This window comes from Variovorax sp. LjRoot290 (genome assembly GCF_964253985.1).
Taxonomy (GTDB): domain Bacteria; phylum Pseudomonadota; class Gammaproteobacteria; order Burkholderiales; family Burkholderiaceae_C; genus Variovorax.
Genome location: NZ_CAXURW020000001.1, coordinates 3,825,498 through 3,843,678 on the forward strand (window position 1 = coordinate 3,825,498; position 18,181 = coordinate 3,843,678).

The 18,181-nt window shown below is 65.9% G+C and carries 22 protein-coding genes; 11 read left to right on the forward strand and 11 right to left on the reverse strand.

Translation table 11 applies throughout. The features are described from left to right. Positions 1-29: 29 nt before the first annotated feature. Positions 30-1,247 carry a YihY family inner membrane protein gene (locus tag ACSQ9A_RS18990; protein ID WP_093103151.1) on the reverse strand — a complete coding sequence of 406 codons (1,218 nt, stop codon included), beginning with the start codon at positions 1,245-1,247 and terminating at the stop codon, positions 30-32. A gap of 51 nt (positions 1,248-1,298) precedes the next feature. Here ACSQ9A_RS18990 and ACSQ9A_RS18995 point away from each other — a divergent pair, with 51 nt between their 5' ends. From ACSQ9A_RS18995 to ACSQ9A_RS19020, 6 genes are read left to right on the forward strand one after another with little or no spacing between them, the layout of a single operon-like run. Beyond that, positions 1,299-1,703, forward strand: a complete 405-nt coding sequence (locus ACSQ9A_RS18995) for a DUF2069 domain-containing protein (protein ID WP_436304742.1) — start codon at positions 1,299-1,301, stop codon at positions 1,701-1,703. Next, positions 1,700-3,124 (forward strand): FAD-binding oxidoreductase, encoded by a 1,425-nt coding sequence (locus tag ACSQ9A_RS19000; protein WP_436304743.1) that lies wholly within the window; start codon positions 1,700-1,702, stop codon positions 3,122-3,124. Before ACSQ9A_RS18995 ends, ACSQ9A_RS19000 begins: the two co-directional genes overlap by 4 nt. Before the next feature lie 28 nt (positions 3,125-3,152). Then, positions 3,153-3,440 (forward strand): type II toxin-antitoxin system CcdA family antitoxin, encoded by a 288-nt coding sequence (locus tag ACSQ9A_RS19005; protein WP_436304744.1) that lies wholly within the window; start codon positions 3,153-3,155, stop codon positions 3,438-3,440. A gap of 1 nt (position 3,441) precedes the next feature. Continuing rightward, positions 3,442-3,756 (forward strand): CcdB family protein, encoded by a 315-nt coding sequence (locus tag ACSQ9A_RS19010; RefSeq protein ID WP_436304745.1) that lies wholly within the window; start codon positions 3,442-3,444, stop codon positions 3,754-3,756. Between the two features lies 1 nt (position 3,757). Next, positions 3,758-4,588 carry a thymidylate synthase gene (locus ACSQ9A_RS19015; RefSeq protein ID WP_093103143.1) on the forward strand — a complete coding sequence of 277 codons (831 nt, stop codon included), beginning with the start codon at positions 3,758-3,760 and terminating at the stop codon, positions 4,586-4,588. 3 nt (positions 4,589-4,591) lie between these two features. Beyond that, positions 4,592-5,086, forward strand: coding sequence for a dihydrofolate reductase (locus ACSQ9A_RS19020; protein ID WP_093103141.1), 495 nt, complete (start codon positions 4,592-4,594; stop codon positions 5,084-5,086). Between the two features lie 24 nt (positions 5,087-5,110). Here ACSQ9A_RS19020 and ACSQ9A_RS19025 read toward each other — a convergent pair whose 3' ends face one another. The 4 genes from ACSQ9A_RS19025 to ACSQ9A_RS19040 are packed head-to-tail and all read right to left on the reverse strand — an operon-like array spanning position 5,111 to position 8,232. After that, the gene (locus ACSQ9A_RS19025) at positions 5,111-5,446 is read right to left on the reverse strand and encodes a non-heme iron oxygenase ferredoxin subunit (RefSeq protein ID WP_436304746.1); all 336 of its coding nucleotides are present in this window, start codon (positions 5,444-5,446) and stop codon (positions 5,111-5,113) included. A gap of 22 nt (positions 5,447-5,468) precedes the next feature. Beyond that, positions 5,469-5,942 carry an aromatic-ring-hydroxylating dioxygenase subunit beta gene (locus ACSQ9A_RS19030; RefSeq protein ID WP_093103138.1) on the reverse strand — a complete coding sequence of 158 codons (474 nt, stop codon included), beginning with the start codon at positions 5,940-5,942 and terminating at the stop codon, positions 5,469-5,471. 2 nt (positions 5,943-5,944) lie between these two features. After that, entirely contained in the window at positions 5,945-7,207 is a 1,263-nt protein-coding gene (locus tag ACSQ9A_RS19035; RefSeq protein ID WP_093103137.1) for an aromatic ring-hydroxylating dioxygenase subunit alpha, read from the reverse strand. Positions 7,208-7,236: 29 nt separating this feature from the next. Beyond that, positions 7,237-8,232: a 2Fe-2S iron-sulfur cluster-binding protein gene (locus tag ACSQ9A_RS19040; RefSeq protein WP_093103280.1), complete on the reverse strand. Its 996-nt coding sequence runs from the start codon at positions 8,230-8,232 to the stop codon at positions 7,237-7,239. An 84-nt stretch (positions 8,233-8,316) separates the two neighbouring features. On the opposite strand from ACSQ9A_RS19040, the gene ACSQ9A_RS19045 reads away from it, so the two are divergent. The 5 genes from ACSQ9A_RS19045 to ACSQ9A_RS19065 all read left to right on the forward strand — a co-directional run bounded on the left by ACSQ9A_RS19045 (position 8,317) and on the right by ACSQ9A_RS19065 (position 11,617). Continuing rightward, positions 8,317-9,225 (forward strand): LysR family transcriptional regulator, encoded by a 909-nt coding sequence (locus ACSQ9A_RS19045; protein ID WP_436291019.1) that lies wholly within the window; start codon positions 8,317-8,319, stop codon positions 9,223-9,225. A gap of 136 nt (positions 9,226-9,361) precedes the next feature. Beyond that, positions 9,362-9,523: a hypothetical protein gene (locus tag ACSQ9A_RS19050; protein ID WP_436304748.1), complete on the forward strand. Its 162-nt coding sequence runs from the start codon at positions 9,362-9,364 to the stop codon at positions 9,521-9,523. Positions 9,524-9,763: 240 nt separating this feature from the next. Continuing rightward, positions 9,764-10,198 (forward strand): hypothetical protein, encoded by a 435-nt coding sequence (locus tag ACSQ9A_RS19055; RefSeq protein ID WP_436291017.1) that lies wholly within the window; start codon positions 9,764-9,766, stop codon positions 10,196-10,198. A gap of 130 nt (positions 10,199-10,328) precedes the next feature. After that, positions 10,329-11,108: an exodeoxyribonuclease III gene (gene xth, locus ACSQ9A_RS19060; protein ID WP_436304750.1), complete on the forward strand. Its 780-nt coding sequence runs from the start codon at positions 10,329-10,331 to the stop codon at positions 11,106-11,108. Further along, on the forward strand, positions 11,105-11,617 hold the full coding sequence (locus tag ACSQ9A_RS19065) for a hypothetical protein (protein ID WP_093103131.1): 513 nt from the start codon (positions 11,105-11,107) through the stop codon (positions 11,615-11,617). The genes xth and ACSQ9A_RS19065 overlap by 4 nt, the downstream gene beginning before the upstream one ends. Positions 11,618-11,633: 16 nt before the next feature. On the opposite strand, the gene ntrC is transcribed toward ACSQ9A_RS19065, so the two are convergent. The 6 genes from ntrC to ACSQ9A_RS19095 form a co-directional block, all read right to left on the reverse strand. Next, positions 11,634-13,178, reverse strand: coding sequence for a nitrogen regulation protein NR(I) (gene ntrC, locus ACSQ9A_RS19070; RefSeq protein ID WP_436304751.1), 1,545 nt, complete (start codon positions 13,176-13,178; stop codon positions 11,634-11,636). A gap of 22 nt (positions 13,179-13,200) precedes the next feature. Next, positions 13,201-14,277: a nitrogen regulation protein NR(II) gene (gene glnL, locus ACSQ9A_RS19075; RefSeq protein ID WP_093103127.1), complete on the reverse strand. Its 1,077-nt coding sequence runs from the start codon at positions 14,275-14,277 to the stop codon at positions 13,201-13,203. Continuing rightward, entirely contained in the window at positions 14,277-14,780 is a 504-nt protein-coding gene (locus tag ACSQ9A_RS19080) for a hypothetical protein (protein WP_093103126.1), read from the reverse strand. Before ACSQ9A_RS19080 ends, glnL begins: the two co-directional genes overlap by 1 nt. 131 nt (positions 14,781-14,911) lie before the next feature. Further along, positions 14,912-16,327, reverse strand: coding sequence for a type I glutamate--ammonia ligase (gene glnA, locus ACSQ9A_RS19085; RefSeq protein WP_093103124.1), 1,416 nt, complete (start codon positions 16,325-16,327; stop codon positions 14,912-14,914). Positions 16,328-16,474: 147 nt separating this feature from the next. Then, positions 16,475-17,290, reverse strand: coding sequence for a competence/damage-inducible protein A (locus ACSQ9A_RS19090; RefSeq protein WP_436304753.1), 816 nt, complete (start codon positions 17,288-17,290; stop codon positions 16,475-16,477). After that, positions 17,275-18,147 carry an EI24 domain-containing protein gene (locus ACSQ9A_RS19095; RefSeq protein WP_093103121.1) on the reverse strand — a complete coding sequence of 291 codons (873 nt, stop codon included), beginning with the start codon at positions 18,145-18,147 and terminating at the stop codon, positions 17,275-17,277. The genes ACSQ9A_RS19090 and ACSQ9A_RS19095 overlap by 16 nt, the downstream gene beginning before the upstream one ends. Positions 18,148-18,181 lie beyond the last annotated feature (34 nt).

The window sequence follows — 18,181 nt, forward strand, 5'->3', positions numbered from 1 at the left end:
GAATGAGGGTGGAACGGAAAGCGATGCCATTATCGATACGGAAGCACATCCTGCAGCAGCAACGTCCGCAAGGGACCTTTCTGCCACAGGTTATCGAGGGCCGGCGCCTGCGGCATCAGCAATTCCTTAAGCAAAGGTTCGAGCCGCGTACTGCGGGGGTCGGCCAGCAGCACGTAGCGCGGATCCTCGTTGGCCGGCTCCTCGGCCAGCGGCCCGATCCAGTCGAGCGCAACCAGCGTTTCCAGCACCGGCGCGAGCTGCAGGGCGTCGACCTTCATGCGCGCCACCAGCTCGGCCGCGCCCAACCCCTTGGCCGGCGACGTCTGCGCGCGCGCCAGCTGCTGCAGCGTTTCCACCGCAAGCTGGAGCGGCCAGCCGGCCGTGCCGCCGCGTCGCGCGACGCCGGTCAGCAGGCTGGGCAAGTAGGCCGCGATCACCGCGCCCAGCAGCACGATGACCCAGGCCACATAGATCCACACCAGCAGGATCGGCACGGTGGCGAAGGCGCCATAGAGCACCGAGTAGGTCGGCACCAGGCTCAGGTAGTAGCCCAGGACGCGCTTGGCGATCTCGATCGCGGCAGCCACGAAGATGCCGCCGGCCCAGGCGTGCACCCATTTCACGTGGGTGTTGGGCACGTAGTGGTAGAGCGAGGCCATGCCGCCCGCGAGCAGCACGAATTCGAAGGTGTCGAACACCAGCTTGAGCATGCCGCGGCCCACCACATCGCGCGAGACCGAGAAGACATAGGCCGTGGTGCTCAGGCTCAGGGCCAGCACCAGCGGCCCGAGCGTGATCGCGGCCCAGTAGATCAGCACCCGCTGCGCGAAGGGCCGAGGCGTGCGCACGCGCCAGATGTTGTTGAGCGTCTTGTCCATCGTCAGGATCAGCGCGATGGCGGTCACCAGCAGCAGCACCAGGCCGGCGACGCCGAGGCCGCTGGCCTTGCTCGCGAACTGGTTGAGGTAGCCCAGCACCTGGCGTGCGATGTTGTCCGGGATCAGGCTCTCGATCAGCCAGCGCTGCACCCGGCCCTGCATGGCCGAGAACATCGGGAACACCGTGAACAGCGCCAGCGCGACGGTGAAGAAAGGCACCATCGCGATGGTGGTGGTGAAGGTCAGGCTGCTGGCCGTGAGGCCCAGCCGGTCCTCGCGAAAACGTTCGCCCAGCACCGCGGCGGTATTGCCCCAGGGAAAGTGCGAAAGATCCCTCCAGAGTTGCCGGCGATTCATGGCCGGTATCATGCCATCGGGTCCTCTGCCGCTCCGGCGCCGCCCGATCGATCTCCCCTTGCCGTGACCGCTCCCAACGCCTCCCCTCCTTCCGTTTCCGCCACGCGCTGGCTCGCCGTCGGCAGCCTGGTCGGCCTGATCGTGCTCGGCCTGGCCTGGGAAATGTGGCTGGCGCCGCTTCGCCCGGGCGGCTCCTGGCTGGCGCTCAAGGTGTTGCCGCTCGTGGTGCCGCTCGCGGGCCTGCTCAAGAACCGGATGTACACCTACCGCTGGGTCAGCCTCATGGTCTGGCTCTATTTCACCGAAGGCGTGGTGCGCGCCTGGAGCGACGCCGACGGCACGAGCCAGTTCCTTGCGCTGATCGAGGTGGCGCTGTGCCTGGCGCTCTTCGCCGCCTGCGCCTGGCATGTTCGTCTTCGCCTGCGCCACGCGGCGCGGGCCCGCAATCTGGAAGGAGCCGCGCCATGAGCGCATCGTTGATCGACAAGCTGCGCACCATCGTCGGTGCCGCCCATGTGCTGACCGAGGGCGACCTCAGCGCCTACGAGCAGGACTGGCGCAAGCGCTCGCGCGGCAAGTCTTTGGCCGTGGTGCGGCCAGCCAGCACGCAGCAGGTGGCCGAGGTGGTCAAGGCCTGCGCGGCCGCCGGCACGACGATCGTGCCGCAGGGCGGCAACACCGGGCTTGCGGTCGGCTCGATCCCCGACGAGAGCGGCACCCAGGTGCTGTTGAGCCTGCAGCGCATGAACGCGATCCGCGGCATCGACGCCGCCAACCTCACGATGACGGTGGATGCCGGCTGCGTGCTGCAGACCCTGCAGGAAGCCGCCGAAAGGGCCGGCTTCCTGTTCCCGCTGAGCCTGGCGGCCGAAGGCAGCTGCACCATCGGCGGCAACCTGGCGACCAATGCGGGTGGCACGCAGGTGCTGCGCTACGGCAATGCGCGCGAGCTGTGCCTGGGGCTCGAGGTCGTCACGCCGCAGGGCGGCATCTGGGAAGGCACCAGCGGCCTGCGCAAGGACAACACCGGCTACGACCTGCGCGACCTGATGATCGGCAGCGAAGGCACGCTGGGCATCATCACCGCCGCCACCCTGAAGCTCTACCCGCTGCCGGCCGCGCGGCTCACCGCCTGGGCGGCCGTGCCTTCACTCGAACATGCGGTGACGCTGCTCGGCCTGGCGCACAAACGCCTGGGCCCGGGGCTCACGGGCTTCGAGGTCATGGGCAAGTTTGCGCTGAGCCTGGTCGACAAGCACATGCCGCAGTTGCGCGTGCCCTTCATCGACGATGCGGCGGCGCCCTACTGCGTGCTGCTCGAGAACTCCGACAACGAATCCGAAGACCATGCCCGTGGCCGCTTCGAGGCACTGCTCGAAACCGCCTTCGAGGCCGGCTGCGTCAGCGACGCGGTGGTGGCCGAGAACCTCACGCAGGCACATCAGCTCTGGCACATCCGCGAAAGCATTCCGCTGGCGCAAGCCGAGGAAGGGCTCAACATCAAGCACGACATCTCGATTCCGGTGTCGCGCATCCCGGCCTTCGTGGCCGAGACCGACGCGCTGCTGGAACGCGAGGTACCGGGCGTACGGCTGGTGAACTTCGGCCACCTCGGCGACGGCAACCTGCACTACAACGTGCAGGCGCCGGCCGGCGGCGACAACGGCACCTTCCTGCGCGAGCACGAAGAGCGCATCAACACGCTGGTCTACGACGCGGTCGAGAAGTTCGACGGCTCCTTCTCGGCCGAGCACGGCGTCGGCTCGCTCAAGGTCGACAAGCTCGAAAAGCACAAGTCGCCGGTGGCGCTCGAGATGATGCGCGCCATCAAGCGCGGGCTGGACCCGCAGAACATCCTGAATCCGGGTCGGGTGATTCGCGCAGAGTAAGCGTGCGCGTAAAATATGCGCATACTCCATGAGCAAGGAAAACCCCATGCTTCGCTTCGACAACGCGCCCAAGAAAGCCACCAACCTGTCGCTCAATAGCAAGGTTCTCGAGATGGCGCGCGAGTTGGGTATGAACGTCTCGCAGACGGTGGACGGTTTGCTTGCCGAAGAAGTCAAACGCCGCTATTGGGAAAAGTGGGCTGCGGAGAACAAGGAAGCCATGGAGGCCTACAACGCGCGGATTGCGAAGGAGGGTCTGCCATTGGCCAAGTACCGCAGTTTTGCACGCAGCCTCGGCGATGGCAAAAAAGGCTGAGATGGCTCGCTTCGACGTCTACGCCAATCCCGATCCCGCAGACCGCACGACAATTCCATTCATGCTCGACGTTCAGAACGGCTTTCTGGATGTCCTCGAAACACGCGTGGTGGTGCCTCTCTATATACGCGGCAGGTTCACCGCCCGCGTCCGGAACCTGAATCCGGAGCTCGAGGTGGCAGGCAAGGCGGTGATCATGGACACGGCTTCGATCGGCGCCGTGCCGATCAGCGATCTGCGCCGCCCCGTCGCCAACCTCGCCGATAGACAACTCGAAATCCAAGACGCCCTGGATACCCTGTTTGCAGGCTACTGACATGACCACCCGCCCCATCCGCTCCCAATACGAAGACTTCATGCGCCACGTCGACATGACCGGCGTGCACAAGAGCGACCGCACGGGCACCGGCACCAAGAGCGTGTTCGGCCACCAGATGCGCTTCGACCTGAACGAAGGCTTTCCGCTGGTCACCACGAAGAAGGTGCATCTCAAGTCCATCATCCAGGAGCTGCTGTGGTTCCTGACCGGCTCCAGCAACAACAACTGGCTGAAGGAGCGCGGCGTCACCATCTGGGACGAATGGGCGCGCGAGGACGGCGACCTGGGCCCGGTCTACGGCGTTCAGTGGCGCAGCTGGCCGACCCCGGACGGCGGCCACATCGACCAGATCCAGCAGGTGATCGACACGCTCAAGACCAACCCGGATTCGCGCCGCATCATCGTGAGCGCATGGAACGTGGCCGAGCTCTCGAAGATGGCGCTGATGCCCTGCCATGCCTTCTTCCAGTTCTATGTGGCTCCTTCGACAGGCTCAGGACGGGGCCGCCTGTCGTGCCAGCTCTATCAGCGCAGCGCCGACATCTTTCTCGGCGTGCCCTTCAACATCGCGAGCTACGCGCTGCTCACGCACATGATCGCGCAGCAATGCGATCTGGACGTGGGCGATTTCGTCTGGACCGGCGGCGACTGCCACATCTACAGCAACCATGCCGAGCAGGTGGCGCTGCAGCTGAGCCGCACGCCCTACCCCTACCCGACGCTGGTCATCAAGCGCAAGCCGGCCTCGATCTTCGACTACGAATACGAGGACTTCGAGGTCGTCGACTATCAGCATCACCCGGCCATCAAGGCGCCCGTGGCCGTCTGAACCATGACGCGCATCAACCTGATCCTCGCACGCGCCGCCAACGGCGTGATCGGCCGCGACGGCGTGATGCCCTGGCATCTGCCCGAGGACATGGCGCACTTCAAGCAACAGACCGCCGGCGCGCCGGTGATCATGGGCCGCAAGACCTGGGACTCGCTGCCGCCGCGCTTCCGCCCGCTGCCGGGCCGCCGCAACATCGTGATCACGCGCCAGGCGGATTGGCAGAGCGACGGCGCAGAGCGTGCCGGCAGCCTGCGCGAGGCCTTGATCCGCTGCGAAGACGAGCAGTTGCCCGAGGTCTGGGTGATCGGCGGCGCACAGATCTATGCCGAGGCCGAGCCGCTGGCGCAGCGCGCCCTCGTGACCGAGATCGGGCGCGACTACGAAGGCGACGCCTGGGCGCCGCGTTTCGACGTGTCCTGGCGCGAGACCGCACGCGAGTCGCACATCGCGGCCAACGGCCTGCCCTACGCCTTCGTCACGCTCGAACGGCCCTGAAGGCCGGCAACCGCTCTCCGCACATCACGGCGCCCATTCGATCTCGGCGAGCGCGACGTACACGCGCCCGGCCTCGATCTTCACCGGATAGCTGCGCAGGTCCTCGGTGAGCGGCGCGCACATCGCCTTGCCGGTGCGCACGTCGAATTTGCCCTGGTGCAAGGGGCACTCAATCTCGTGGCCTTCGAGAAAGCCGTCGCACAGGCGGGCCTGGCCGTGCGTGCAGGTGTTGCTCGTCGCGAAGACCTCGCCGTCCACGCTGTAGAGCGCGAGGTCGCGGCCCTCGACCTCGATGCCCAACACGTCGTCGGCCGGCAGTTCGTCGACGGCGGCGGCGTCGATCCAGGAAGTAGTGCTCATGTTCATCCTCGTGGGCCTCGTCTCAGATCGGATAGATGATGGAGTTCGGGATCATTTCGCTGTCGTAGACGACGAGGCGTGAAGCGAACTTCAGGCCTTCGGGCCGCCGCACGACCGTGTCGATGTAGCGGCCCACGTTGAAGACGGTGGAGAGTTCGCTGAGCTTGGTGCGGAACACGGCGTAGTTGGCTTCGCTGCGGATCGTGCCGTCCTCGTCGACACCATGCACCAGCGGCAGGCCTACTACATGGCGCTGGTAGTAGGGGTCGTGAAACAGCGTCTCGCGAATGCCGTAGACGCGGTCTTCCAGCATGCCTTTGCTCTCGAAGGACAAGGTGGCGAGCGGCAGGCCGCGCTCGTGGTTCTCGCGCGGCTGCAGGCGGTAGCTGCACTCGTCGATGAAGAAGGCGGGCCACAAATCCCAGTTGCCCGAGTCAACGGCACGTGCGTAGTCGGCGTAGAGTTGGCTCAGCTCGAAGTAGTCATGCGGCGCCATGGTCATGCCTCCATCACCTTGCGCCAGTACTTGTACATGCCGCGAATCAACGTCTCGGTCACCATGTGATCGGTGTCTTCCACCTCGCGCCCGCCGAGCTCGGCCAGCGTGCGGTGATAAGGCTTCTGCTCGAAGCCCTGCTGCGAGAACTCGATGACCTCGCCGTCGTCGGCCGAGACAAAACCGGCCGGCCCGAACAGGTTGGCCTGGCGCAGGCGCCGCTGCTGCATCTCCTCGCTGTCGTCCTCGAAGCCGAAGTGCGTCCAGACGAAATCGAAGGCATCGTGGCCCACCGGCTGGATGTGGCGCGTCGACACGCTGTTCACTTGCTGCTGCAAGATCACGCTCGGGAACAGCGTGGTCATCACCGCGGTCGGGCCGCCCCACCAGGGCTCGGGCACGATGTCGAGGAAGCGCGGGTCCTTGAGTTGCATACTCTCCTTGAAGCTGGACACCTGCGTGACCTGCGCGGCCTTGCCCGCGCTGCCGCGCGTCGAGATCATCGCGGCGTGACGGCCGTGCGCATCCATCTTGAGTTCGGACTTGTTGTCCGCGCGCCAGAGGCCGAAGGTGACGAACCAGGTGTGCAGCAAGCCCGGGTGGTACGGGTCCTTGATGTTCTCCTGCATCAGCTTCCAGTTGCCCGGAATGCGCTGGCGGTTGTAGCCGAGGATCTTGAGCTTGCGGCCGTCGAACAGGCGGTCGAAGTAATGCAGGATGGCCGGCCCCATGAAGTCTTCCAGCGACTCCACTTCGTGGTCGAAGGAGGCGAACACCACGCCGCCGCGCGTGGCCACCTTGAGCTTGTTGAGGCTGTTCTCTTCAGGCTTGAAGTCGGCCGGCATGCCGCCGTTGACCTTGCCGTCCTGCTTGACGCCGCGCCGGAAGGGCACGCCCTGCAGGTCGCCCTTGAGTGTGTAGTTCCACTGGTGGTAGGGGCAGACGAATTCCTTGCGATTGCCCTGCCGCTCGCGGCAGAAGCGCATGCCGCGATGGGCGCAGACGTTCTCCACCACGTTGATGCCGCCTTCGGCATCGCGCACCATGATCACCGAGCGCTCGCCGATCGCGGTGCGCTTGAAGTCGCCGGCGTTGGGGATCTCGGCTTCCAGGCCGACGTAGCACCAGTGCTTGTTGTAGAAAAAGCGCTCCAGCTCCTTCTTGTGCTGGTCCTCGCCGATGTAGGCCATGAAGGGAATGCGGCTGGTCTTCTCCGATTCCCAGTGGATCTTCTCGGGGAATACGATGGATTGGGGGGTGGTCATGGGAGTCTCCTTTTCTCGCTTTCTCTGTCTCAGGTGCCCTGCATGTAGAAGGCATCGGCATGGATCTTCTCTGCGGCCAGGCCGCGGTCCTTGAGCAGCAGCGTGACCGCCTCCACCATCGGGGGCGAGCCGCAGAGGTAGGCGCGCCAGCCCTCGAAGCCGCCGGGCCAGTCGGACCGGATGGCGTCGGTGATCAGCCCCTGGCGCGAGCCCGGGCGCATCGCGCCCGACACGCCGACCACGTGCACCTTGAGTCCCGCATGCAGCGCCTGGAGCTCGCGCAATTCTTCGAGGCCGTAGACGTCGGCGTCCGATCGCACGCCGAAATAGAGGTGGATCGGGTTGGGCATGCCGGCCTCGATGGCGCCGCGCACGATGGCGAGCACGGGCGCCAGCCCCGTGCCGCCGGCCGCGCACAGGATCGGGCCGGTGTGCCGCGTGCGAAGGTAGGCGGCGCCCATCGGGCCGCTGACACGGACCGCGTCGCCGGGCTTCAGTTGCTCGAACACATAGTCGGTCACGCGGCCGCCGGGCACGCGCCGCACGTGGAACTCCAGCTCCGCGTCGCCGCTGAGCCGGGCCATCGAATAAGGCCGCACATGCTCGGGCGCGAACTGCAGCTGGGCGTACTGGCCCGGCGAGAACGACAAGGGCTTGGCCGGCTTCAGGCGCAGCCGGCGGATGTCGTGCGTGAGCGTCTCGATCTCCGCAATAGTGGCCTTGACGATGCGCGCCGGGTGCACGACCACTTCGTCAGGCTCGGGAATCTCGATGGTGCAGTTCTCGGTCAGTGTGCTCTGGCAGGCCAGCACATGGCTTTCGCGCAGGCCCTCGGGCCGCATCGCGTCCTGCCCCTGCCCTGCGTCCAGCACCCGCCCTTCGACCACCTTGCAGCGGCAGGTGCCGCAGCGCCCGGCCATGCAACTGTAGGAGACCGGCACCTGGTGCTCGCGCAGCACCTCCAACAGGTTCGCGCCCGGGCGGACCTCGATGGTGCGTGCGAAGGGGCGGATATGCAGTTCCATGGCGCCGATCATCGGCATCCTTCTCACATTGGCCAATAGAATCTCGTGAATTCATCGAATCACCGTTGTGAATAAAGGTGCGGCATGGAGCTTCGGGACATCGACCTCAACCTGCTGCTGGTCTTCGACCGGATGCTGGCCGAGAAGCGCGTCTCGGCCGTGGCGGAATCGCTCGGCCTCTCGCAGCCTGCCATCAGCAATGCGCTGGCGCGTCTGCGCCGGGCTTTCGGCGACGAGCTGTTCCTGCGCACCGCGCGCGGCATGGAACCCACGCCCTTCGCGCTGCAGCTCGCGGAGCCCGTGGCCTACGCGATGGGCACGCTGCACGGCGCGCTCAATCAACAGACCGTCTTCGATCCGGCCACCAGCACGCGCAGCTTCACGCTCGCGATGACGGACATCGGCGAGATCTATTTCGCGCCGGTGCTCATGGAGGTGCTGTCGCGCGCTGCGCCGGGCGTGACCATCAGCACCGTGCGCAACACCGCCGTCAACCTGCGCGATGCCATGGAGGCCGGTCAGGTGGACATCGCGATCGGCCTCTTGCCGCAGTTGAAGGCCAGCATCTTCCAGCGCCGGCTGTTCAAGCAGCGCTACGTGTGCCTCTTCAGCGCCACGCATGCGCTCGCGACCAAGCCGAAGCTGACGCTGAAGGATTTCTGCGCCGCCGAGCACCTGCTGGTCAAGGCCGCGGGCACCGGCCACGGCCAGGTCGACGAGCTGATGGCCGCGCAGGGCGTCGCGCGGCGCATCCGGCTCACGGTGCCGCATTTCGTGGCCATCGGCCACATCCTGCGCTCCACGCCGATGATCGCCACCGTGCCCGAGCGCCTGGCGCAAAGCATCGCCGAGCCCTTCGGGCTGGTCTGGCGCACGCACCCGGTGGCGCTGCCGCAGATCGCGATCAACGCGTTCTGGCATGCGCGCTTCCACCGCGATCCGGGCAACCAGTGGCTGCGGGGTGTGTTATTCGACCGCTTTGCCGACACCTGATCCTGCACGAAGCCGAAACTTCACGCCACACGGCGCGGTGACACAAACCCCGGCGGCCGGATGAAGTTCCGATCGGGACCCAGCCCGTTCGCAACGCCGAGTCGCGTGGCTGATCGTCGGCGGCAACGACGGGGCGGTGATCGATTTGAATCGGCAAGCGCTCGCGTTGCTGCACAGCCAGAAGCGGCTTGCGATCGTGCCAGGCGCGACCCACCTGTTCGAAGAGCCCGACGCGCTCGGCGCTGTTTCCGCGCTGGCGCGCGATTGGTTCCTCAGCCATCTCAACCGTCCGCTCTAGGAAAGTACGACATGAGCAAGTCCCCGAGACACCGGAAATGGCCTGAGCACCGAATCGAGCAACGTCGTCAAGGTCGATGAAGACAAGTCTCGCGTCGGCATGTACCTACGATCGCTCCACGGAGCGTCCTACCTTTGCGGGACCCGTCGATTTCTACATTGCTGTTGACGCCGGACCTCATGCAGGCACGCCGCAGCATCAGCCCTCTGCACCCTGTCTGGATAGCGACGAGGAGACACCATGAAAAAGCTTCTGTCGATGTTCACCATTGCATCGTTGTGCCTGTTTGCCGTCCAGGCCAGCGCACAGCTGACTCCCTCGCCACCGGGGAAGATCGATCCGGTCGACGCCGAATACAAGGCCGCCCGCGACAAGATCGCAGCCGACTACAAGGCTGCCAAGGCGCTGTGCGACGCCATGAAGGACAACGCCAAGGACGTCTGCATCGCGGAAGCCAAGGGCAAGGAAAAGGTCGCCAAGGCCGAGTTCGACCAGCAGCGCAAGCCCAGCGACGGCAATGCGCGCAAGGTGGCCGAGGCCAAGGTGGAGGCCACCTACAGCGTCGCCAAGGAGAAATGCGATGACCAGAAGGGCGATGCCAAGACTGCGTGCGTGAAGCAGGCCCAGTCGGAACAGGCGAAGGGCAAGGCCGACATCAAGGCCATGAAGAAATGAGCGGCAGGCACCTTGGTCTGATTGGCGGTCGGCGCAGATGCGATCTTTGACAAGTCCAACGAACTAGAAGCGCGTACCAGCGCTGTCGCGGGCATGGGCGATCCCTAACTCAGGTACCCTTGCGCAATTTATGAAAATTGCCACCTGGAACGTCAATTCCCTCACAGCTCGCCTGCAGCACGTGCTCGACTGGCTGATCGCCAACCCGGTCGACGTGCTGTGCCTGCAGGAACTGAAGATGAGCGACGACAAGTTCCCGCTCGAAGTGCTGCAGTCGGCCGGCTATCACGCGGCGGTGTTCGGCCAGAAAACCTACAACGGCGTCGCGATCCTGAGCCTCGCTCCGGTGCGCGATATCGCGAAGAACATCGGTGGCTTTGCCGACGATCATTCGCGCGTGATCAGTGCCACCATCGACACGCCGGCCGGCGAGCTGCGCGTCGTCAACGGCTACTTCGTCAACGGCCAGGCGCCGGGCACCGAGAAGTTCGCCTACAAGATGAGCTGGCTGCGCGCCATGCGCGAGTGGCTGCGCGAGGAGCTCGCGGCGCATCCGAGGCTGGTGCTGCTCGGCGACTTCAACATCGCGCCGGAGGACCGCGACAGCTTCGACCCCGTCGGGCTGGCCGAGACCATTCATCACACGACCGAGGAGCGCGACCATTTCAAGGCTCTGCTGGGGCTCGGCCTCGCCGACAGCTTCCGCCTCTTCGAGCAGCCCGAGAAGAGCTACTCGTGGTGGGACTACCGCATGCTGGGCTACCAGAAAAACCGGGGGCTGCGCATCGATCACATCCTGGTGAGCGAGCCGCTGGTGCCGCATGCAAAGGGCTGCACGATCGACCGCGTGCCGCGCAAGTGGGACAAGCCCAGCGACCACGCACCTGTAACCCTGGAGCTCAACGCATGAAACGGATCCTCCACCTCGCCCTGCTCGCGGCCGTGCTCGGCCTTTCCGCCTGCTCGGCGCTGAAGCCGAGCGCCACCGACGAAGTGCCCTCCCCCGGCGCCAAAGCCCCCGCGGAACAACCCTCGCAGCCATCGGAAAAGGTGCCGACCGCGCGGCTCATCACCGTGCAGACGCCGGCCGTGCGCGCCTACCGCAAGATCGGCGCCCGGCACATCTACAACAAGTACCCCCAGCGCATCTACAAGGGGAAGATTCCGCCGCTGGTGTATGCGGTGGTGGTGACCGAAACCGAAGTCGACAGCAGCGGGCGCGTCACGGGCGTGCACTTCAGCCGCACCCCGAGCCATGCGCCGGAGGTGAGCGGAAAGATCGCAGAGCTGATCCGCGAGGCCTCGCCCCTGCCGGCCCCAGGCAAGCTGGGTGCGCACACCTACGTCGACACCTGGCTCTGGGACAGGAGCGGCCAGTTCCAGCTCGATACGCTGACCCTCGGGCAGCGCAGCCGCTGAGCGCCGGCGCCACTCGCTATTCCAGGCCGAGCTCCTGGATCTTGCGCGTGATCGTGTTGCGGCCGATGCCGAGCTTCTGCGCGGCCTCGATGCGGCGGCCGCGCGTGTTGGCCAGCGCCGTGAGGATCAGGCGCGACTCGAAACGGCGCGACAGCACGTCCCAGACGTCGTTGCGCCCGGCCGCCAGCAGGCTCTGGGCCTCCTGTTCGAGCCCGGCCTCCCACGAGCCCGAACCGACCGGCGCAGCGCCGGCAGCGGGCGCGGATGGCGTCGGGGAAGCCGAGGCCAAGACCGCGGCAGCAGACGTGGAAGGCGCCGCAACGGGTTCGCGTTCAGCTGTGGCGGCAGCGGCAGCGGCGGAGGCACCGGGCGCTGCAACGGCAGCAGCAGCACCGGCCATCACCTCGGGCGGCAGGTCCTTGGCTTCGATCAGCTGTGCCGGCGCCATCACCGTCAGCCAGTGGCAAATGTTCTCCAGCTGCCGCACGTTGCCGGGAAAAGAGAAGGTCGCGAGCTGCGCGAGCGCCGCATCGGAGATGCGCTTGGGCTCGACGCCGAGCTGCTTGGCGCTCTGCTGCAGGAAGTGCCGCGTGAGCGCGGGGATGTCTTCGCCGCGCTCGCGCAGGGCCGGCAGCCGCAGCCGGATGACGTTGAGTCGGTGGAACAGGTCTTCGCGAAAGCCGCCGATCTTGACGCGCTGTTCCAGGTCCTGGTGGGTGGCCGCGATCACGCGCACGTTGGCCTTGACCGAGTTGTGGCCGCCGACGCGGTAGAAATGGCCGTCGCTCAGCACGCGCAGAAGGCGCGTCTGCAGGTCGAAGGGCATGTCGCCGATCTCGTCGAGGAACAGGGTGCCGCCTTCGGCCTGTTCGAAGCGTCCGCGGCGCATGGTCTGCGCACCGGTGAAGGCGCCGCGCTCGTGGCCGAAGAGCTCGCTTTCGAGGAGGTCTTTCGGAATGGCGGCGGTGTTGATCGCCACGAAGGGGCCGCTGGCGCGCGGCGAATGCTTGTGCAGCGCGCGCGCCACCAGCTCCTTGCCGGAACCGGATTCGCCGGTGATCAGCACCGTCACGTTGCTTTGCGACAGGCGCCCGATCGCGCGGAACACGTCCTGCATCGCCGGCGCCTGGCCCAGCATCTCGGGCGCAGCGGCCATCCGTTCCTCGGACACTTCCTCGCGCTGGCTTTCGTCGACCGCGCGGCGGATCAGTTCCACCGCGCGCGGCAGGTCGAAGGGCTTCGGCAGGTATTCGAAGGCGCCGCCCTGGAAGGCCGAGACGGCGCTGTCGAGGTCGGAGAAGGCGGTCATGATGATGACCGGCAGGCCGGGATGCTTGGCCTTGATCTTGTCGAGCAGGTCGAGGCCGGAGCCGCCCGGCATGCGGATGTCGCTCACCAGGACCTGCGGGCCCTGCATCTCGTCGTCGGCCGCGGCTTCGAGCGCGGCCAGCACCTCGCGCGTATTGGTGAAGCTGCGGGTCGGCAGGTCTTCGCGCAACAGCGCCTTTTCCAGCACGAAGCGGATCGATTGGTCGTCATCCACTATCCAAATCGGCTTCATGCAGTTCCTTGTTCCCTGTTAGCTAAGGCAGCGGTATCAATATCTTGAAATCGGTCCGGCCCGGGACACTGTCGCACTCGATCACGCCGTGGTGCTGTTGCACGAAAGTTTGTGCCAGCGTCAATCCAAGGCCTGTTCCGCCTTCCCTGCCCGACACCAGCGGGTAGAAGATGCGGTCCTTGATCGCGTCCGGCACACCCGGTCCATTGTCGATGACATGCAATTCCAGTGCCAGTCGATACCACTGCTTGTTGAATATCACCTGACGTGCAATGCGGGTCTTGAAGGTGATGCACGCGTCGCCGGCTGCACGCCGCTCGGCCAATGCCTGCGCCGCGTTGTGGACGATGTTGAGCGTGGCCTGGATGAGCTGCTCGCGATCGCCGCGAAACTCGGGAATCGAGACGTCGAAGTCGCGCTCGATGTGCAGGTCGCGCGGGAACTCCGCAAGGATCACCGAGCGCACGCGTTCGCAGACCTCGTGGATGTTGACGTCGCCCACCACGTGCGGGCGGCGGTGCGGCGCGAGCAGGCGATCGACCAGCGTCTGCAGGCGGTCGGCCTCGTGGATGATGACCTGGGTGTATTCGATGAGGTCGCGCGACTCGACTTCCATCTGCAGCAGCTGCGCCGCGCCGCGAATGCCGCCCAGCGGGTTCTTGATCTCGTGCGCGAGATTGCGGATCAGCTCCTTGTTGGCCTGCGCCTGGTCGAGCAGCCGCTCTTCGCGGTCTTGCCGGACCTGCTGCTCGAGCGGCGACATTTCGATGATCAGTTCGCCCGCGCGGTCGCCCTGCGCGAGCGTGACCTGCACCGGCATCAGCTCGTGGTTGACGCGGCGCAGGAAGGCCTCGTAGCGCAGCGTGGCGAAGTCGTTGCTGCGCGCGCCGTCGATCGCCGTGCGCAGCACCTGCGGCTCATGGAAGCAGGCGCCGAACTGCGAGCCTTCGAGCGTGCGGCGCGAGGTGCCCAGCGCGTCTTCGAGGCCGGCATTGGCGAACAGCACCGCGCCGTCGGTGCGCACCACCGCGATCAGCGTGGAAAGAAGGTCGAAGGCCTGAAAACGCTTGGCGGCAGCGGCGGATTTGCCAAAGGCCATCAACGATTGGCCGGCAGGCGGCCGATTTCGCGGCGGATGCCCGCGATGTCGCTTTCGTTGCGCGCGATCTCGGCCTTCATCTCGGCCACGCGGTCGAGGTACTTCTGATAGTTGCGCGCTTCGCTGCCCTGCTTCTCGGGTTCGCCGTTGTTGTAGTCCTTGAGCAGTTGGGCCTGGCGCTCTTCGGCTTTCTTGAGCTCGGACTCGAGCACCGAGCGGGCTTCGCCGTCGCGTGCGCGCTGGTCGGCGCCGTCGACGCGCGGGCTGCCGGCCGGCGCACGCGCGGCGGTGCTGCCTGCCGCAGCCGCCGCGATCGGGCGGGTGCCCTGGACCACGGTGACGTTGCCGCCCTCCATCACCTTGCAGCCGCGCTGCTGGGCGAGGGTCGCGTTGTTGGTGTATTCGTTGCCGCAGCGCCAGACGCGCTCCTGCTGGGCCTGGGCCTGGAGGTGCACGCCGGCCGCCGCCAAGGCGGCCAGGAGGAAAACGGAAGAAGTCTTCATGGTCGTGAATGTAGTGCGCAGCAAACCGGCATTTTCCTGCAATTCGGGAGTTCGGCCGCGCAAGCTTGCCCCAAAAGGAAAAGGGACGGCCCAAGGCCGTCCCTTTTTAACGCCAAAGCCGAAAAGCTGGCTTACAGGGAGTAGTACATGTCGAATTCGACAGGGTGCGTCGCCATGCGGAAACGCGTGACTTCCTGCATCTTGAGGTCGATGTAGGCGTCGATGTAGGCATCGGTGAACACGCCGCCCTTGGTCAGGAAGGCACGGTCCTTGTCGAGGTAGTCGAGCGCCTGGTCGAGGCTGTGGCACACGGTCGGGATCAGCGCGTCTTCTTCCGGCGGCAGGTGGTAGAGGTCCTTGCTGGCGGCTTCGCCCGGATGGATCTTGTTCTCCACGCCGTCCAGGCCGGCCATCAGCATCGCGGCGAAACCGAGGTACGGGTTCATCATCGGATCGGGGAAGCGCGCTTCGACGCGGCGGCCCTTCGGGTTGGCCACGAAGGGGATGCGGATCGAGGCCGAGCGGTTCTTGGCCGAGTAGGCCAGCTTCACCGGCGCTTCGAATCCGGGGACCAGGCGCTTGTAGCTGTTGGTGCCCGGGTTGGTGATGGCGTTCAACGCACGGGCGTGCTTGATGATGCCGCCGATGTAGTGCAGCGCGAAGTCGCTCAGGCCGGCGTAGCCGTCGCCGGCAAACAGGTTCTTGCCGTCCTTCCAGACCGACTGGTGGACGTGCATGCCCGAGCCGTTGTCGCCGACGATCGGCTTGGGCATGAAGGTCGCGGTCTTGCCGTAGGCGTGGGCCACGTTGTGGATCACGTACTTCTGCAGCTGGACCCAGTCGGCGCGCTGGATCAGCGTGCTGAACTTGGTGCCGAGTTCCATCTGGCCGGCGTTCGCCACTTCATGGTGATGCACTTCGACCGGGATGCCCAGCGACTCGAGCACCAGGCACATCTCGGAGCGCATGTCCTGGAAGCTGTCGACCGGGGGAACCGGGAAGTAGCCGCCCTTGACCGCCGGACGGTGGCCGGTGTTGCCGTGCTCGAATTCCTTGGCGCTGTTCCAGGAAGCCTCTTCGGATTCGATCTTGACGAAGCAACCCGACATGTCGTTCTGCCAGCGCACGCCGTCGAACACGAAGAATTCCGGCTCCGGTCCGAAGTACGCCGTGTCGCCCAGGCCCGAGGCCTTCATGTAGGCCTCGGCACGCTTGGCGAGCGAACGCGGATCGCGCTCGTAGGGCTTGCCGTCGGTCGGGTCGACCACGTCGCAGGTCAAAAGCAGCGTCGTTTCTTCGAAGAAGGGATCGATATTGGCCGTGTTCGGGTCGGGCATGAGCAGCATGTCCGAAGCCTCGATGCCCTTCCACCCGGCAATCGACGAGCCGTCGAAGGCATGGCCGTCGGTGAATTTGCCCTCGTCGAATGCGGACACGGGCACGGTCACGTGCTGCTCTTTGCCGCGGGTATCGGTGAAGCGGAAGTCGACGAACTTGACCTCGTTTTCCTTGACGAGTTTGAGTACATCGGCGACGGTCTTTGCCATCAGGTTCTCCTGGTTTGGATGGTTGGTTGGAATTGCGGGACTGGGAATGCAGTTTTTGTGCCCATTGTCACTGCCGAAGAGGGGTACCCGGCACTGCGCCGAAACCCCAAAAGCAGGCAAGTTGTAACCAAACTGGTGCAATCAAGATTAACGCACCAATTCGGGTCCAAGACGCGCGCCAAAGGCGTGCAGGCCCTCGAGCAGCTGTGCGTAGGCGGCATCGATGCGCTCGGCATCCCCCTTGACGCCGAGCTCGATGTGGCGGCCGTGCTCGGCATGGTCCACGCTCGGCAGGCTGAAGACCTTGATGCCGGGATGCGCGAGTTCGACGGCTTCCATCAGCGGCGTGAGCGCGGCCTCCATGGCGCCGTAGACGATGACCGATTTCTCCATCGCCCGACCGTGCGCGAACAGGTGCGCATAGCGCTCGTCGAGCACCGATTCGATCATCGGCCAGGCCATGACCGGGAAGCCCGGCACGAAGTGCACGTCGCCGACGCTGAAGCCCGGAATCTTGTTGTAGGGGTTGCGGATGATGTTGGCGCCGAGCGGGAACACGCCCATGTTGAGCCGGTGCACGTTGTCCGGACGGTCGGGCTCGTAGACCGTGCCCTGCTCGCGCGCGGTGTCCTGCATGCGTTCGCGGATCAGCACCTCGGCTTCCGGATGCAGCCCCAGCGGCACGCCCAGCGCCGCGGCCGCGCACTGGCGTGTGTGATCGTCGGGCGTAGCGCCGATGCCGCCGGTGGAGAACACGACGTCGCCCGAGGCGAAGGCGCGCGCGAGCGCTTCCGTGATGCGCACCGGCACGTCGCCGACGTACTCGGCCCAGGCCAGCTGCAGGCCGCGCGCGGCGAGCAGCTCGATGACCTTGGGCATGTGCTTGTCGACACGCTTGCCCGACAGGATTTCGTCGCCGACGACGAGAAGGCCGAACGAACGTGTGCTCATGGTGCGCCCCATTGGGTGGCGGCCGCATGGACATCTGCCATCTCGGCCGCGGAAGGTGAAACGGCCGCCGCCGCGCGCTGCGCCCGCAGCTGGGCCAGGGCATCCAGGCAGTAGTGCGCGAACCAGAGCGCGGAGAAGGCGAACACCAGCGTGTAGATCCAGATCGCGAGCGGCACCAGCACGAAGAAAGCCGCAGCGAACAGCAGCCCCGACGCCCAGACGATGCTCGGGGCGGCGCCCAGGTAGCCGCACAGCACGCCGACGCCGAGCAGCGGCAGCCGATGGGCGCGCAGCAAGGCCTCGCGCTCCTCCGGGCTCGCATGCTCGGCCAGGGCGTCGAAGCTCATCACGCGGTAGGTCAGCCAGCCCCAGATCAGCGGCGGCAGGATCAGCACCAGCGGCGGAATGAGCCATAGCGGCATCGAGACGACGAGCGCGAGCAGCGCCAGCACGGTGAGGCCCAGCGAGCGGACGACGCTGCCGAAGAAGGAGGCGCCCCTCTTCTGCTCCAGCGACGGGAAACGGCGGTCGGCCACCAGCCGCGTGAGTGGCGGCGCCATGAACCCGGCCACGATCAGGAGCGACACCACAACGATCAGCGGCGTGGCCGCGATCACCACCACCATCGGCGCCAGCACGGCCGTGACGTCACCGGAGAACAGGCGTCCGATCCAGCCCCAGAAGCTGGACAGAAGCGGCCAGGCGTCGAGCGCCTCGCGCGTCCATGCCACGGTCGCGTCCCAGTAGAAATAGCCGAACAGCGCCGCCAGCAGCACCATGAGTCCGAGCGGCAGCAGCGAGAGCACGATCACCCGCGGGTGCATGCAATAGGCCACGGAACGCCAGAAGGAGTCGAGAAGAAGACGCATCGGCGCCGAGGATAACCCTGTCGCGTGGAATCGA